13 protein-coding genes are annotated in these 15794 nt (G+C 72.6%); 8 read left to right on the top strand and 5 right to left on the bottom strand.

Features of this window, described 5'->3' with window-relative positions; translation table 11 throughout:
• Positions 1-30: 30 nt before the first annotated feature.
• From CAE01nite_RS09885 to CAE01nite_RS09875, 3 genes are all read left to right on the top strand, one after another.
• The gene (locus tag CAE01nite_RS09885) at positions 31-2475 is read left to right on the top strand and encodes a fibronectin type III domain-containing protein (RefSeq protein ID WP_146903455.1); all 2445 of its coding nucleotides are present in this window, start codon (positions 31-33) and stop codon (positions 2473-2475) included.
• A gap of 203 nt (positions 2476-2678) precedes the next feature.
• Positions 2679-4082, top strand: a complete 1404-nt coding sequence (locus tag CAE01nite_RS09880; protein ID WP_146903453.1) for a sensor histidine kinase — start codon at positions 2679-2681, stop codon at positions 4080-4082.
• Positions 4079-4702 (top strand): response regulator, encoded by a 624-nt coding sequence (locus tag CAE01nite_RS09875; RefSeq protein WP_146903450.1) that lies wholly within the window; start codon positions 4079-4081, stop codon positions 4700-4702. The genes CAE01nite_RS09880 and CAE01nite_RS09875 overlap by 4 nt, the downstream gene beginning before the upstream one ends.
• A 30-nt stretch (positions 4703-4732) precedes the next feature.
• Here CAE01nite_RS09875 and CAE01nite_RS09870 read toward each other — a convergent pair whose 3' ends face one another.
• Positions 4733-5533, bottom strand: coding sequence for a sulfite exporter TauE/SafE family protein (locus CAE01nite_RS09870; protein WP_186816500.1), 801 nt, complete (start codon positions 5531-5533; stop codon positions 4733-4735).
• 101 nt (positions 5534-5634) lie between these two features.
• Positions 5635-6705: a LacI family DNA-binding transcriptional regulator gene (locus tag CAE01nite_RS09865; protein WP_146903447.1), complete on the bottom strand. Its 1071-nt coding sequence runs from the start codon at positions 6703-6705 to the stop codon at positions 5635-5637.
• Positions 6706-6975: 270 nt separating this feature from the next.
• On the opposite strand from CAE01nite_RS09865, the gene CAE01nite_RS09860 reads away from it, so the two are divergent.
• Positions 6976-8331 carry a Gfo/Idh/MocA family protein gene (locus CAE01nite_RS09860; RefSeq protein WP_146903444.1) on the top strand — a complete coding sequence of 452 codons (1356 nt, stop codon included), beginning with the start codon at positions 6976-6978 and terminating at the stop codon, positions 8329-8331.
• A 158-nt stretch (positions 8332-8489) separates the two neighbouring features.
• Here the strand turns inward: CAE01nite_RS09860 and CAE01nite_RS09855 are convergent, their stop codons facing one another.
• A complete protein-coding gene (locus CAE01nite_RS09855; protein WP_146903442.1) occupies positions 8490-9713 on the bottom strand; it encodes a Gfo/Idh/MocA family protein in 1224 nt (407 codons plus the stop codon).
• A 345-nt stretch (positions 9714-10058) separates the two neighbouring features.
• On the opposite strand from CAE01nite_RS09855, the gene CAE01nite_RS09850 reads away from it, so the two are divergent.
• The 4 genes from CAE01nite_RS09850 to CAE01nite_RS09835 all read left to right on the top strand — a co-directional run bounded on the left by CAE01nite_RS09850 (position 10059) and on the right by CAE01nite_RS09835 (position 14445).
• Positions 10059-10994, top strand: a complete 936-nt coding sequence (locus tag CAE01nite_RS09850; protein ID WP_146903440.1) for a carbohydrate ABC transporter permease — start codon at positions 10059-10061, stop codon at positions 10992-10994.
• The gene (locus tag CAE01nite_RS09845; protein ID WP_146903437.1) at positions 10987-11892 is read left to right on the top strand and encodes a carbohydrate ABC transporter permease; all 906 of its coding nucleotides are present in this window, start codon (positions 10987-10989) and stop codon (positions 11890-11892) included. The genes CAE01nite_RS09850 and CAE01nite_RS09845 overlap by 8 nt, the downstream gene beginning before the upstream one ends.
• A gap of 111 nt (positions 11893-12003) precedes the next feature.
• Complete coding sequence (locus CAE01nite_RS09840; RefSeq protein ID WP_146903434.1) at positions 12004-13359, top strand: ABC transporter substrate-binding protein; 1356 nt, start codon at positions 12004-12006, stop codon at positions 13357-13359.
• Between the two features lie 111 nt (positions 13360-13470).
• The gene (locus CAE01nite_RS09835) at positions 13471-14445 is read left to right on the top strand and encodes an AEC family transporter (RefSeq protein WP_146903431.1); all 975 of its coding nucleotides are present in this window, start codon (positions 13471-13473) and stop codon (positions 14443-14445) included.
• Here CAE01nite_RS09835 and uvsE read toward each other — a convergent pair.
• Both uvsE and CAE01nite_RS18110 read right to left on the bottom strand, forming a co-directional pair.
• Positions 14423-15430 carry a UV DNA damage repair endonuclease UvsE gene (uvsE, locus tag CAE01nite_RS09830; protein ID WP_186816499.1) on the bottom strand — a complete coding sequence of 336 codons (1008 nt, stop codon included), beginning with the start codon at positions 15428-15430 and terminating at the stop codon, positions 14423-14425. The genes CAE01nite_RS09835 and uvsE overlap by 23 nt on opposite strands.
• A gap of 122 nt (positions 15431-15552) precedes the next feature.
• Entirely contained in the window at positions 15553-15726 is a 174-nt protein-coding gene (locus tag CAE01nite_RS18110; protein WP_186816498.1) for a hypothetical protein, read from the bottom strand.
• Positions 15727-15794 lie beyond the last annotated feature (68 nt).

The following is a 15794-nucleotide window of genomic DNA, read 5'->3' as shown; positions in this document are numbered from 1 at the left end:
CCAGTCAGCGACAGCGCCTCAAGGAGAACGATGAGCAACGACCGCAAGGGTGGACGCCGGAGCACGGCACACGCCGTAGGCAGCGAGGACCGGGCGATCACCGGTCGCAGGACCAACCGCACGCGCAGCCTCGTGGTCGGGGGCCTCGCCCTCGGCCTGACCGGCGCGGGCCTGGTCGGCATGCCGGCTCAGGCCATCAACAGCAACCCGCCCTCCGGGCCGGGGAACATCGAGGTCTTCCCGATGCGCGACATGGTCGCCATCGAGGGCTACGCCGAGCAGGCCGGCAAGACGGCCACCATGAAGGTCATCCGCGGCGGTCAGGTAGTCGGCCAGACGACCGGCACGGTCGGGGCCGACGGCTTCCTCGAGGCCAACCACCCCGGCGGTGTCTGCTGGGGCGTCGGCACCGGCGCGCCGCAGGTCACCCCCGACATCACAGCCGGCGACACGATCCGCGTCGACTTCTCCGACGGCAGCTGGGACGAGTCGAAGGTCGTCGACGTCGAGGCCACCGGCGTCGTCCTGGACCACACGAATCACAAGCTGACCATCAACGGCCGCTACGGCCCGGGTGTGGACATGCCTGGCACCGACCTCAACGCCGACCCGGGCAAGTTCGGGATCGAGATCGTCAACCCGGAGATGCGCAACGGGAGCGCCATCGGCGAGCGGGCCATCGGCTGGCCCGGGCACGCGCCCGACCCGCTCGACCCGGAGCCCCCGGGCGGATTCGAGGTCGACGGCACCGTCACGGGCACCGACGCGACCGGTGGCACCTTCTCCGCCATCTACACGTTCCAGAACGAGGCGGACCTCGAGCTCGCCAACGCCGGCTCCATCACCGCGCTCGGCTGGCTGGCCAACCACCAGGACCCGAACCAGGAGGCCCAGTACGGCCTCACGCTGAACGAGTTCTACGAGTTCGGCGGGCCCGGCATGGGCGGCTGCCCGGCTGGTCCGACGCAGGTCCGCACGAACGGCCCCAGCACCTACAGCGCGAAGGGCGCGGGCGCCGGCAGCATCACCGTCAACTGGGACGCCGCCACCCCCGTCCCCGGCTCCCCGGCCGTCACCGGCTACAACGTGCGGGCCGTGACGCCGGACGGCGTCGACGAGGTCGGCAAGCGCCTGGACAACAAGGACGCCCGGACGACCACGATCTCGGGCCTGACCGCCGACGAGATCTACTCGGTCGAGATCACCGCCAAGAGCGCGGCGGGTGAGGGCACGCCCTCGGTCGTCTCCCGCGTGCGCGCCGCCGAGCACGTCGTCCCGACGGCCACCGCCTCCACGCTGCGCAAGCCCAACGCGGAGGGCAAGTACGCGCCGCTGGTGACCGGGATGGCCGGCGACTTCGGCGTCCACCTCGACCCGGCGGCCGGCGTCCTCGGCGCAGAGGTGCACTACACCACGGACGGCTCGACGCCCACGCTGAAGAGCAAGACCTTCGTCTCCGGTGTGGACGGGTCCATCCAGATCCGCCAGGACACCACCGTGCGGTGGATCGTCGTCGACAGCGGCAACATCGTGGGCCCCGAGGGCAAGCAGTTCTACGACATCGTCGAGTCCTCGAACCCCGTCCCCGAGATCGCCGGCGTCGTGCCGGCGTACGTCAACGGCGCGGTGGACGTCAAGATCAAGCGGCTCGACGACCCGACTGTCACCTTCTACCGGGTCCAGGCCTACACCGGCACGAGCACCGACGCCGCGAGCGGGGTTCGGGTCGGGACCGCCATGAACGTGGCGCAGCCCGCATCGCCCGACGCGGCCGGCAAGGTCGTCACCGAGGTCGTCCGCCGCATGACGGGTCTCACCAACGGCACGGAGTACAAGTTCTCGGTGGCCGCTCAGTACGGCACCCAGTGGAGCAACGAGTCCGCGCTCAGCGCCGCCGTCAAGCCGGAGGCCCCCGCGGTCGCCAACGCCGGTCCCGACCAGACGGTCCTCCGCGGCCGCGTGGTCACCCTCGACGGCGCCGCCTCGGTCCGTGCCCTGAGCTACTCGTGGGCACAGGTCCGGCCGGCCGTCACCGGCAGCACCTACCGCGACCCGATCGTCACCATCGAGCCGACGACCGACCCCACCAAGTCGACCTTCCGGTTCCCGGTCAAGACCTCGTCGGCGAGCGACGACGGTGCCTACCAGTTCCGCCTGACCACGACGCACACCGACCCGATCGACAGCACCAAGACGATCACGCGGACCGACCTCGTGGACATCAAGGAGCAGAGGGACGGCGTGGCGGCCACCCGCACCCGCTGGCGTGCCGGTGACGACCTGGTCGGCACCGGGACGCAGGAGAACGCTCGCCTGAGCTTCCGCACCGGCTCCCACACCGGCCCGGAGGTGGCCATGGCGATCGTCCAGAACGGGGAGTGGACGGTCCCGGGCACCAACGCCCAGCCGACCGGCGGCAAGTTCTACGTCTGGTCCGACTACGGGTACGTCGGCACGATCAGCGTCACCCCGTAGCACCACCCGCAGGACGGCGGCACGGCCGCAGCACACGGGAGGGCCCGTCGCGATCCGCGGCGGGCCCTCTCCGCGGGTGCGGCGCCGGCGACGACCCGGCGGTCCACCGACCGGGTGGAACCGGACGCCCCGCGACGGTTTCGCCCCGGCACGCGGAGGTCGATGCTTGGATGCCCGACGACGACGACTCGATGGTGAGGACGATGACGGTCCAGAGCGACCACACCCAACCGGCTGCGGCCACGGCACCCGTGCCGTGGCGCACCCTCGCGGACGGGCGCGGCCGGCTCGAGCGCCGGCCGGCACCCACGCTGCGGCGCGGCATCGCGATGTTCTGCCTGGCCAGCGCGATCGCGCTGGTGAGCATCCTGGTGCTCGGCGCCGTGGTGATCCGCAGTGCGGCGGAGAAGGAGGCGCTGCGCGACGCCCGGGTGGCCGCGGGGATCCTCGCGCGCACCGTCGTGGAGCCGGCGCTCCAGGACGGCCTGCTCACCGGCGACCCCGCGGCGATCGACGCGATGGACGAGATGGTCGAGACCTCCGGGCTGATGAGCGGGGACCTCGTGCGGATCAAGCTCTGGACCGCGGACGGGCGCATCGTCTACTCCGACGAGCCGCGGCTGATCGGCCAGGTCTTCGGTCTCGACGAGGACGAGGCCGACACGCTCGCGGGTGGCCCGCCGGCTGCCGAGCTCAGCGACCTGTCCGGGCCGGAGAACGCCTACGAGCGTGAGCTGGCCCCGCGCGACGGGCTGCTGGAGGTCTACCGGCACGTGACCCTCCCGAGCGGGGAGAACCTGCTCTTCGAGACCTACTCGAGCTACTCGCGGGTCACCGAGCGCCGCGGGGAGGTGCTGTGGGAGTTCGCGCCGGTGACGGTGGGTGCGGTGGTGCTGCTGCAGCTGTGCCAGCTGCCGCTGGTGTGGACGCTGGTCAAGCGGCTGCGGGTGTCGCAGCGGGCCAGCGAGCGGCTGCTGCGCCGGGCCATCGACGCCTCGACGGCCGAGCGGCGGCGGATCGCCGGCAACGTCCACGACAGCGTGGTGCAGGGCCTGGCCGGCGCGTCCTTCGTCATCGCGGGCGCCGTCGACCAGGTGGAGCGCGGCGGCCAGCCCAAGGTCGCCGACGAGCTGCGGGAGGCCGCCCGGGGCATCCGGCAGAGCATCCGGGGGCTGCGGGCGACCCTCGTCGAGATCTACCCGCCCAGCGTCTCGGTCGCAGGGCTGCCGGCCGCGCTCGCGGACCTCGTCGCGCCGCTGCGTGCCCAGGGCCTCGACGCCGACGCCGTCGCGCCGTCGGCCGTGGAGCTGCCCCGCGCCGTGGAGGCGCTGGTCTTCCGGGTCGCGCAGGAGGCGCTCCGCAACGTCGCGCAGCACTCGGGGGCGCGCAGCGCGCGCCTCACGCTCACGGTCGTGCCGGGCCTGGTGCGGCTCGAGGTGGCCGACGACGGCGCCGGCCTCGACGTCGACGAGGCCCTGCGGCGCGGCGACGGGCACGTGGGGATGAAGGTGCTGTGCGACCTCGCGGAGGAGGCGGGCGCCCTGCTGCAGATCGCCTCCACGCCCGGCGCCGGCACGACGGTGCGGCTGGAGGTGGAGGTCCCGTGATCCGCGTGGTGCTCGTCGACGACCACCGGCTGGTCCGGGCAGGGTTGCAGTCCCTGCTGGACTCCACCGACGACCTGCAGGTGGTGGGGGCCGCCTCGGACGGGGCGGAGGCGCTGGCGCTGGTCGCCGAGCTGACGCCGGACATCGTGCTCATGGACCTGTCCATGCCGGGGATGGACGGCGTCGAGGCGACCCGCCGGATCACGGCGCTCGGCCTGGACGTGCAGATCCTGGTGCTCACGTCGTTCTCCGAGGGCGACCGCGTGCGCCGCACGCTCGACGCCGGGGCCGTGGGCTACCTGCTCAAGGACTCCGACCCGGAGGAGCTGCTGCGCGGCGTGCGGGCCGTGGTCCGCGGGGAGTCACCGCTGGACCCGCGGGCCGCGCGCGCCATGCTGCAGGCCCGGCCGGTGGCGCGCGGGGAGGACCTGACCGACCGCGAGCGCGAGGTGCTCGAGCTGATCACCCGCGGCATGGCCAACAAGCAGATCGCCCGCGCGCTGCACATCAGCGACAGCACGGTGAAGGCGCACGTGGGTAGCATCTTCCAGCGCATCGGGGTGACGGACCGGACGTCGGCGGCGCTGTGGGCCGAGCGCAACCTCCGGACCCAGCGGTGAGGCGCGTGGCCGTGCCCGGGGCGGACGGCGCTACTGCACCAGCAGGTAGCCGGCCGACACGACCGTCAGGGTCAGCACGAGCCGCTCGAAGACGGCCTGGTCGATGCGCCGGGCGACCCGGCGGCCCACCAGGGCGCCGACGACGACGGCCGGCGCGAGCATCAGGTCGAGCGTCAGCGACGCCAGGCTGATCAGCCCCAGCGCCACGGAGAACGGCGTCTTGGCCAGGTTCACGGCCAGGAAGAACCACGCCGCGGTACCCAGGAACTGCTGCACGGGGAAGCGTGCGGCCAGCAGGTACAGGGACATCACCGGTCCGCCGGCGTTGGCGACCATCGTGGTGAACCCCGCGAGCGTGCCGTACACGCCCGTCCCCAGCCGCCGGGAGCCCTCCGCCGGGGCGGGGGCGGGCACGCCGCCGGGCGCAGCGGGCGGGGCTGACCTGCGGGCGGCGGCCCGACGGCGCGCGAGGGTGACACCCACGAGCGCCAGCAGGATCACCGCGATGACCCGCCGCACCGTGGTGTCACCCGCCAGCGCGAGGAACACCGCGCCGACGCCGACGCCGACGAGCACCGTCGGGACCATCCGGCGCAGGGTCGGGAAGTCCGCGTGCGCGTGGTACATCCGCACCGCGAACAGGTCCCCGACGATGAGCAGGACCAGCAGGGTGCCGGTCGACTCGCGCGCCGGCAGGACCGCGGCGAACACCGCGACGGCGAGCGTGCCCGCACCGGGCAGGGCGGTCTTGCTGAGCCCCACGAGGCAGGCCGCCACGGCGAGGAGCACGACGTCGAGCGGTGAGAGGGCGAGTGCGGAGAGCGCTGGCACACCGGGGAGGGTGTCACGTCGGGCCCGGGACGGCCTGCGACGGCCCGCGCCCGCCCGGGCCCGCCGCCCGGGCGCGCACCGAGGGCGCGAGAAGCGGTGCGCTAGGCGGACCGGGCCGGGGTGGAGTCCCGCAGCCGGACCTCACCGGTCACCACGACCTCGCGCGGCTCCGCGGCGGCGTCCAGTGCCAGTGGCGTGGCCAGGCGTCCCATCTCCTCCAGCGGCAGGTGCACCGTGGTGAGCGCGGGGTTCACGTCGTGCAGGGTCGCGATGTCGTCGAACCCGGCGAACGCCAGCCCTCCGGGGACGACGATGCCGGCGTCGCGCGCGGCGGACATGGCGCCCACGGCCATGACGTCGTTGACCGCGAAGACCAGCTCGACGTCCGGGGCGCGGAGCAGCAGCTCGGCCAGGGCGGTGTTGCCGCCGGTGCGCGTGAACTCGCTGTGGACCACGGCGGCGGGCGGGACGTCCACACCCAGGCGGGCCAGCGCGTCGACGAACCCGGTGGTGCGCTCGCGGGCGGTCAGGTGCCGCTGCGGACCGGCCATCACCCCGAACCGGCGGTAGCCGAGCCCGTGCAGCGCGGTCGCCAGGGCCGCGCTGCCGCCCACGTTGTCGACCCGGACCGTGCTCACGCCCAGGATCGCCTGCCCGATCACGGCGACCGTCCCGCCCTGCTCGCGGTAGCCGCGCAGCGCGGCGCGCAGCCGGTCGTTCGCCTCGTCGTCGTCCTGCCGGCCGCCGGCCAGGATGATCGCCCGTGCGCGCTGGCTCTGCAGCGTCTGCACGAAGTGCAGCTCGCGGACGTGGTCGTGCTGGGTGTTGGCCAGCGTCACCGCGTAGCCGCCCGCGTCGGCGGCGGCGGTGACCCCGGCGGCGATCGAGGAGAAGTACGGGTCGGCGATGTCGTGGACGACGAGCCCGATGGAGGCTGTCCGGCCGCGGGCCATCGCCTGGGCGTTGGCGTCGGGGGAGTAGTCGAGCCGGTCGGCGGCCGCCTGCACGCGCTCGCGCAGCCCGTCGCCGACGGCGCGGCCGGAGGTGCCGTTCAGTGCGCGGGACGCCGTGGCCAGCGAGACACCGGCCTCGCGGGCGACGTCGCTGAGGGTCGCGCGGGCTCGCGCCGCCTTCGTGGTGGACCGGCGTCTGCCGGTGGCGGTGCCCGTCATCGTGCCGCGGCTACGCTGGGCATGGGTCACCACTCCGTCGTCGTCGACCGGGCCGGACGCCGCCTGCGCCGTCCGTGGTGACGACGCTAGCAGAAAGCGCTATCCGCGGAAGGGCCGTACTGTCCCGAGGCGGACCGGTCGTTGGACTCGGGGCGCTATCCATCGCGCCGCAGCGGAGGGTTCCGCGATGTGAGCGCCGGGCAGCCACGGCCTCGCCAGGCGTGGCATCCTCTCGGTAAGCGTTTTCACCTCCAACGAAGGAGCTTGCCCATGACGCCCCCGAGCAGCGCCCGTCGGCGCTACGCGGTCGCTGGTACGGGCCACCGCGCCCAGATGTACATCGACGCCATGACCACCACCCACGCCGACGTCGCCGAGCTGGTGGCCTGGTGCGAGCCGAACCCCGGCCGGACCGCGTACTACGACGAGCTCGTGAGCGCGGCGGGCGGCACGGCCGTCCCGCGCTACGAGCCGGCGCAGCTCGAGGAGATGATCCGCGACCTCGGCGTCGACGTCGTGGTCGTCACCGCCCCGGACCACACGCACGCCGACCTGGTGACGCGTGCCCTGGGTGCGGGCGCGGACGTCGTCGTCGAGAAGCCGCTGACCATCGACGTCGAGGGCTGCCGCGCGATCAACGCCGCCGTGGGCTCCACGGGCCGCGACATCGTCATGACCTTCAACTACCGGTACTCCCCGCGGAACTCCTCGCTGAAGCAGGTCATCGCCTCGGGGCAGATCGGGACGGTCACCTCGGTGCACTTCGAGTGGGCGCTGGACACCGTGCACGGCGCGGACTACTTCCGCCGCTGGCACCGGGACAAGTCCCGCTCGGGCGGGCTGCTCGTGCACAAGTCCTCGCACCACTTCGACCTCGTCAACTGGTGGCTGGACGACGCGCCGGCCCGGGTCTACGCCCGCGGGCGGCTGGCCTTCTACGGCGACCAGGGTGCGGGCGTCGCGCAGGCCGGGCCGCGTCCCGCCCGCGGCGCCGAGTCCCGGCCGGGCGACCGCTGGTCGCTGGACATGCGCAAGGACGAGCGCCTCAAGCGGCTCTACCTCGATGCCGAGCAGCACGACGGCTACCACCGCGACCAGGACGTCTTCGCGCCCGGCATCACCATCGAGGACAACATGTCCGTGCTGGTGGACTACCGCGGCGGCGCGACGATGACGTACTCCCTTAACGCGCACGCCCCGTGGGAGGGCTACCGCGTGACGGTCAACGGCACCGAGGGGCGCGCCGAGCTCGAGGTGGTGGAGCGAGGCTCGGTGGAGTTCGACGAGACCACGGGCCAGGCCGTGCTGGACCCGAGCTTCGCCGGGGCCGAGAACGCGGACCTGCTGCGCCCGCAGGGCGAGCGGCTGGTCGTGCAGCGGCACTGGCAGCGCGCCGAGGAGGTCGACATCCCCATGGGTGAGGGGTCGCACGGCGGCGGCGACGCCATCCTGCTGACGGACGTCTTCCGCGGCCGGGACGGGGAGGACCCGTTGGGTCGTCCGGCCGGCTACGTCGACGGCGTCCGTGCGGTCGCCGTCGGCATCGCGGGCAACGAGTCACTGCGCACCGGGCAGCCCGTCGACATCGACGCCCTGGAGCTGGGCGTGGAGCTCGCCAAGCGCTGACCGGGGGGATTGCCCAGCCGGCCCGACCGGAGCCCGGCGCATCCGGGGCCCGCACCGCTCGGTGCGGGCCTCGCGTGCGTCGGGGACGGTCGCGGCGACCGTCCAGAGGCGACGTGCGGCCCCGTGGAGGGAGCGAGCCGCCTCGACGCCGCCGGCGGTCAGGTCGCCGGCGTCGTGCGCGCGGGCGACCACGGCGCCCCGAGCGCGGCGAAGGAGCGCAGCTCGGTGGCCACCCGCGTGCACCACTCCTCGACGTCGCGGACGACCGGATGACGGTCCGGGCCCTCGCCGCGCCACTCGACGAGGTCGGCGGGGATCGGTGTGGGGTCGGGCGCCGTGCGGATCGCCTCGAGCACGCGCATGAACCCGCCGGACTCCTCCAGGGGGCTCAGCAGGGCGACGGTGGGGTCGCCCAGGTGGTCCAGGAGGTTCGCCTGGAGCGAGGCGCTGGTGCACCTGACGGTGCGGGCGCCGGCGGTCCCGTCGACCTCGACGACGTCGGTCTTGTACCGGAAGGTGACCCGACCGGCGGTGCCGTGCACCAGGACGCGGGGCTCGGTCTGCTCGGCGGCGCACACCGTCAGGCCCAGGGCGATGGGCAGGCCCTGGGCGCCGTGCGTCGTGAGGACCCGGACGGACGAGGTGTCGTCGGCCTCGATGTCGTGCGCGTGGTAGAGCTCGGTCTCCACGACGGCGACGTCCTCCACGCGGTTCGCGCCGCCCACCCGCAGGGCGGCGGCGACGGCGTGCGCGAGGGGGTTGGTGACGACGCCGTCCACGACGTCGACCCCGTCCAGGCGGCGGCGTCCGGCCCAGCGCGCGCGCTCGAAGTACGACACGGGCCGCAGCCAGGTGCCGACCACGCCGATACCCGTGACCTCGCCGATCTCGCCGGACGCGACGGCGCCGGCCACGACGGCGTAGGCGTCGGAGCCGTTGGACTGGAACCCGACCTGGCACGCTCGTCCGGTCTCCCGCGCGACCGCGAGCAGCTCGGTGAACTCGGCCAGCGACGCGGTGGGCGGCTTCTCCAGCAGGACGTGGCAGCCGGCCCGCATCGCGGCGGCCGCGAGCGGCGCGTGGGTGGAGATCGGGGTGGCGATGACGACGACGTCGGGCCGGGGGCCCGGACCGGCCTCGAGCAGGTCGGCGAGGTCACGGTGGTAGGCCGCGTCCCCGGCGAGCTCGGCGGCCTCACCGGCCAGCGGCCGCATGTCCACCACGTCGCTCACGGTGCAGCGACCTTCGTCGGCCAGCTCCCGGAACGCGCGCAGGTGGGTCAGCCCGAAGCCCAGGACACCGACGACGGCGACACGGGGGAGAGGTGCGGGCGCGGGGTCGGGCGCAGGGCCGGCAGCGGTCGCGGCGGTGGGACTCGGCATGGTGGAAAGCGTTTACTCGGGGCGACGGCATGTCAAGCAGGGAGCGGGATCGCGGACGGGGCGCTGGTGCCCCGGGTGGTCCGCGGCCCGTCGGTGGTTGACGCGGAGGTGTGGCACGGCGCATAGTGGAAGCGCTTTCCAGTGGTCGCGAGACGGGCCACGACGAGGTAGCAGCTCTCGGTCCATCAACGACGATCCACCGAAGAGGGAGCATGACTCTCTTTCCCCAGGCAGGTCCGTGTGGCGTCGGTGACCCGTGCGCCGACGCCCCCCGCCACCGCGCGCCCCGCGCGGACGGCGCCCGCACCGTGACCGCGAGGTCCCCGATCCAGGAAGAGTGGGTCCATGTCCGCTCTGTCTGAGCTGAGCACCCTCCGCAAGCAGAAGGGAGGCGCGAACAGTCCCACGGAGAAGGCCGACGGTCGTTGGTCGTTGTTCTTCCTGGGGCCGTGGTACATCGGCCTGATCCTCATCACGGCCGGTCCGCTGCTGGCGTCGCTGTACCTGTCCTTCACCGACTACGACCTGCTGACCGACCCGCAGTTCATCGGTGTGGAGAACTACACCCAGATGTTCTCCGACCCGCGGCTGATCAAGTCGCTGCAGGTCACGGCGATCTACGTGTTCGTCTCGGTCCCGCTGCAGCTGGCCGCGGCGCTGGGCCTGGCGCTGCTGCTGGACCGCGGGATGCGCGGGCTGGCGCTGTACCGGTCGGCGTTCTACCTGCCGTCCCTGCTGGGCGGCTCGGTGGCCATCGCGATCCTGTGGCGGCAGATCTTCGGGACCACGGGCCTGATCAACCAGGTGCTGAGCATCTTCGGCATCGAGGGTCAGGGGTGGGTCTCCCACCCCGACTACGCCCTGTCGACGCTGATCGTGCTGAACGTGTGGACCTTCGGGGCGCCGATGATCATCTTCCTGGCCGGACTGCGCCAGATCCCGGAGATGTACTACGAGGCGGCCTCGATCGACGGGGCCACCCGCCTGCGCCAGTTCTGGTCGATCACGATCCCGATGCTGACGCCGATCATCTTCTTCAACCTCGTGCTGCAGCTCATCGGGGCGATGCAGACCTTCACGCAGGCGTTCGTGGTCTCCGGCGGCAGCGGTGGGCCGGCGGACTCCACGTTGTTCTTCACGCTGTACCTGTACCAGCAGGGCTTCGCCTCGCTGAACATGGGCTACGCGTCGGCCATGGCCTGGCTGCTGCTGATCCTGACCGCCGTGCTGACGGCCCTCAACTTCCTCCTCTCCAAGTACTGGGTCTTCTACAATGACTGATCTCCAGGAGCGGCCCGACACCGCCCTCGACACGCCCAAGCCGGACCACGTCGGGGTGGAGTCGCGCGGGCACTCGCGAGCCAGGTCACTGCTCAAGCACCTGGTGCTCATCGCCCTCGGCGTGGTGATGCTCTACCCGCTGCTGTGGATGCTGTCGTCGTCGATCAAGCCGAACGACGCGATCTTCCGCGAGCCGGGCCTGATCCCCAACCAGTTCGACTTCAGCAACTACACGGTCGGCTGGGACGCGCTGCTGCACCCGTTCAGCCACTACCTGCTGAACTCGGCGATCATCGTGCTCGGCTCGGTGCTCGGGAACTTGATCTCCTGCGCGCTCGCGGCCTACGCGTTCGCCCGGCTGAACTTCCGGCTCAAGCCGCTGTGGTTCGCGATCATGCTCATCACGATCATGCTGCCGATCCACGTGGTCATCGTCCCGCAGTACGTGCTCTTCTCCGAGCTCGGCTGGATCAACACGTTCCTGCCGCTGGTCGTGCCGAAGTTCCTGGCGACCGACTCGTTCTTCATCTTCCTCATGGTCCAGTTCTTCCGGGGCATCCCCAAGGAGCTGGACGAGGCGGCGCGCCTGGACGGCGCGGGCCACCTGCGGATCTTCTTCCAGATCATGATCCCGCTGTCGCTGCCGGCCCTGGCCACGACCGCGATCTTCACCTTCATCTGGACCTGGAACGACTTCTTCTCCCAGCTGATCTTCCTGACCAACCCGGACAAGTACACCGTCCCGGTCGCGCTGCGGACGTTCGTCGACTCCACCGGCGCCAGCTCGTGGGGATCGCTCTTCGCGATGTCCATCGTCTCGCTCATCCCGGTGTTCCTGGTCTTCCTCTTCGGCCAGAAGTACCTGGTCAAGGGCATCGCCACCACCGGCATCAAGTAGTCCCGGACCCCAGCACACCAGTTCCCACCACACCAGCGCCGGCCTCGACCAGGAGCGCCGGCTCGCCCCAGCCTGCCCACGAGGCGGGAAGAACCCAGGAGTGACACAACGATGCGCAGCTTCCTGAGCACGACCAGCCGGCCCCGCCGCCGGCTGCTGACGGCGACGCTCGTCGCTACCACGGCCCTCACGCTGACCGCGTGCGGCCAGGCCGACGACACCTCGGCAGGCGCGGCCTCCGAGGGGGCCGAGGCTGCCGCCCCGGCCGAGTTCGACCCGGACGAGGAGTACACCCTCCGCTACGCCTGGTGGGGCTCGGACGTGCGGCACGGCCTGAACCAGCAGGTCATCGACGCGTTCACCGAGAAGTACCCGAACGTGACGATCGTCCCCGACTTCACCGACTGGGACGGGTACTGGGACAAGCTCGCGACCGGCGTGGCCGGCGGCGACACGCCGGACGTCATCATGCAGGAGGAGCGCTACCTGCGGGACTACGGCGAGCGCGGCGTCATCGCGGACCTCAACGACTTCGACATCGCCACGGACAAGATCGAGGAGGAGATCCTCTCGGTCGGCGAGTTCGACGGCGGCCAGTACGGCATCCCCACCGGGATCAACGTCTACTCGGTGCTCGCCAACCCGGCGGTGTTCGAGAAGGCGGGCGTCGAGATGCCCGACGACGAGACCTGGACCTGGGAGGAGTACCAGGACATCGCCATCGAGATCGGCGCGTCCGGTCAGAGCGTCTTCGGCATGCAGGACCACGGCTACAACGAGCCGGGCTTCATGGTCTTCGCCCGCCAGCGCGGCGAGGAGCTGTACACCCCCGAGGGCGAGCTCGGCTACCAGGACGAGACGCTCGTCGACTGGTGGAACATCGCGCTCAACCTGCAGAAGAACGGCGGGCAGCCGTCGGCGTCCGAGACCGTCGAGCTCGAGACCGGCGGCCCGGAGCAGTCCCTGCTGGGCACCAACCGCGGCGCCATGGGCGCCTGGTGGACCAACCAGCTCACCGCGATCCAGACCGCGGCCGGCACCGACCTGGAGCTGCTGCGCTGGCCCGGTGAGACCGAGGGCGAGCGGACCGGCATGTACTTCAAGCCGTCCATGTACATCTCCATGTCCGCCGACACCGAGGCGCCGGCCGCGGCGGCGATGTTCATCGACTTCATGGTCAACGACCCCGAGGCCGGCAGGATCCTGCTGTCCGACCGTGGTCTGCCGGCGAACACCGACGTGCGGACGGCCGTCGAGGCCCAGTTCACCGCCGGTGACGTCAAGGCCGCCGAGTTCATGAAGGACCTCGAGGACGAGATCGTCGACGGCGTCCCGACCCCGCCGGTCGGCGCCGGTGAGGTGGCCGCCATCCTGGCCCGCATCAACTCCGAGGTGCTCTTCGAGCGGATGACGCCCGAGGAGGGCGCTCAGCAGTTCCGTGCCGAGGTGGAGCAGGCGATCGGCTGACCCCGCCCGACCGCACGAGCCCGACGGCCGCGGCCCGCACGAGATCGTCGTGCGGGCCGCGGCCGTCGGTCAGCGCTCTTCGAAGGCACACAGGGACGGGGGCACCGCAGCGTGGGTGGCATCTTCACCGGGTTCGCGATCCTGCTCGCGCTCGTGGCCCTGGGGTACGTCGCCGCACGCCGCGGGGTGCTCCCGGCCGACGGCCAGGAGGTCCTGGCGCGCGTGGTGTTCATGTTCGCCTCGCCCGCGCTGCTGTTCGTCACCCTGCTGGACGCCCCCGTCGAGACGGTGCTGTCCGCGCTGCTCGCCGGCATCGCGGCGTCCAGCACGGTGGCCGCGCTGGTGTTCGTGCTCATCGCGCGCTGGTGGCGGCGGACGGTGGGCGAGCTCACCATCGGCGCCCTGGCGTCGTCGTACGTCAACGGGGCCAACCTCGGCATCCCGATCGCGTTCTACGTGCTCGGGGACGCGTCCTACGTCGCCCCGGTGATCCTCTTCCAGCTGGTGGTCATGGCGCCCGTCGCGCTGGCCGTGCTCGACGTGGCCGAGCGGCGTCGGGACCGCGTGCGGGCCGGGACCGGTGAGGGCGTCGCCGTCGACGGCGACGCGGGGCCGGGTCCCGGGAGGCTCGCGCGCTGGACCCGCCCCGTGCGCAACCCGATCATCGCCGGGTCCGTGCTGGGCCTGGCCGCGAACCTGACCGGCGTGCAGCCGCCGGCCTGGGTGATCGAGCCGGTCACGCTGCTGTCCGGCGCCGCCGTCCCGCTCGCGCTGCTGGCGTACGGCATGTCCCTGCACGGGATGCGGGCCGGCGAGGGTGCGCTCGGGCGCGACGTGCTGGTCTCCACCGGCATCAAGGTCGTCGTGCACCCGTTCATCGCCTACGGCATCGGCCTGCTCGTCGGCCTGCGCGGCCAGGAGCTGTTCGCGCTGACCGTGCTGGCGGCCCTGCCCACCGCCCAGAACGTGTTCGTCTACTCCGTGCGGTACCGCGAGTCCCAGGTGCTGGCGCGCAGCACGGTGCTCCTCAGCACGCTGCTCGCGCTGCCGGCGATCCTCGTGGTCACCGCGCTGCTGGGGGCGTAGGCGCTGTCGTCCGCTCCTCGAGCGCGGCGAGCTCCGGGAACAGCCGCTCCAGCGCGGCGCGCGCGTGCAGCAGCGCGAGGTCCTTGGCCTTCGCCTCCAGGACGACGTCCAGCGGACCGGGGGCCGAGCGCAGCAGGTCCACCAGGTCCCACGGTGCGACGAAGTCCGCGTGCGGGGTCAGCCGGGGCACCACGGGCACCCGCTCGATCCGCCGGCTCCCGGCCGGCTTGCGCTCGGCCGTCTCCAGGTCCACCCGCGGGCTGGACAGGTGCACCTTGGGCCGGACGCCGTCCGCCCACGTGGCGTAGGTCCGGGCGAGCGCCTCGGCCGGGTCCAGGGTGACCGACTCCACCGACGTGCGGTGGTGGTGGTGGTCGTAGGCGATCCGGACGCCGGTGCGCCGGTGCAGCTCCAGGACGTCGCCGACGCCGAACGGCCCGTCGTCGTTCTCCAGCGCCACCCGCGCGCGGGCACGGTCGGACAGCGACTCGTACGCGCGCGCCCACCGGTCCAGCGCCGAGGGACGGTCGTTGTACAGCCCGCCCACGTGCACCACGACGGCCGCCTCGGGCCCCTGGCCGAGCGCGTCCAGCAGGGCGGCGTCCTGCTCCAGGTCGGCGGAGGACTTGGCCGTCAGGACGGGGTCGGCGGAGTTGATGACCGTGTACTGACCGGGGTGCGTCGACAGGCGCAGACCCCGGGCCGTCGCCCGCGCCCCGAGGGCGGTCAGGGCGTCGCGGGCCTCGTCGATCTGGCGCCGGTAGTGCAGCTGGGGCATGTCGGGGTGGGTCCCGTACGGGATGGTCTGGCTCGAGAGCCGGAACACTCGCACGTCGATCCGCTCGAGGCGGTCGAACGCGGGACCGAGGAGCTCCAGGGACCGGGAGAGGTGCGGGCCGCTCTGCCACCGGCGGGTGTCGGCCGTCGGGAGCCCGCCGTCGCCGATGATCTTGACGGGGAAGCCGAGCCGGTACGGGTGTGCCACGGGCCCATCGTGGTGGGCGCGGAGGCCTCCGGCACGGCGAGGACGGGCGACGGGAGGCGGGGCAGCCCCCGCGTGTGCGGTGGCCGCCCCGCCGATCGGCACCCGGTGTGCCGCCGCGGTCGTCAGTCCGTGTGGTCGGCGTCACCGTCGACATCGGCGGCGGCCGCGCCGGGGCCGGTGTCCGGGACGTTCTGCCCGGTGCCCGCGGTGGCCGAGCCGGTCGAGCCCGGACCGGGGCTGGTCGGACCGGAGGTCGTCTCGTCGTCGTGCGGGGTGCGTTCGTCGGAGGTCGTCATCGGCTTCTCCTCGTGGCGGTGGCGGGCGCGCGAGGCCGCCACCGGCGGCAGTGCCCGTGGTCGCACGC

The organism is Cellulomonas aerilata, from assembly GCF_007991755.1.
In the GTDB taxonomy this organism is placed as follows: Bacteria; Actinomycetota; Actinomycetes; order Actinomycetales; family Cellulomonadaceae; genus Pengzhenrongella; species Pengzhenrongella aerilata.
Note: the sequence above shows the minus strand (reverse complement) of the source record. Positions and strands in the feature narration are given on the sequence as shown.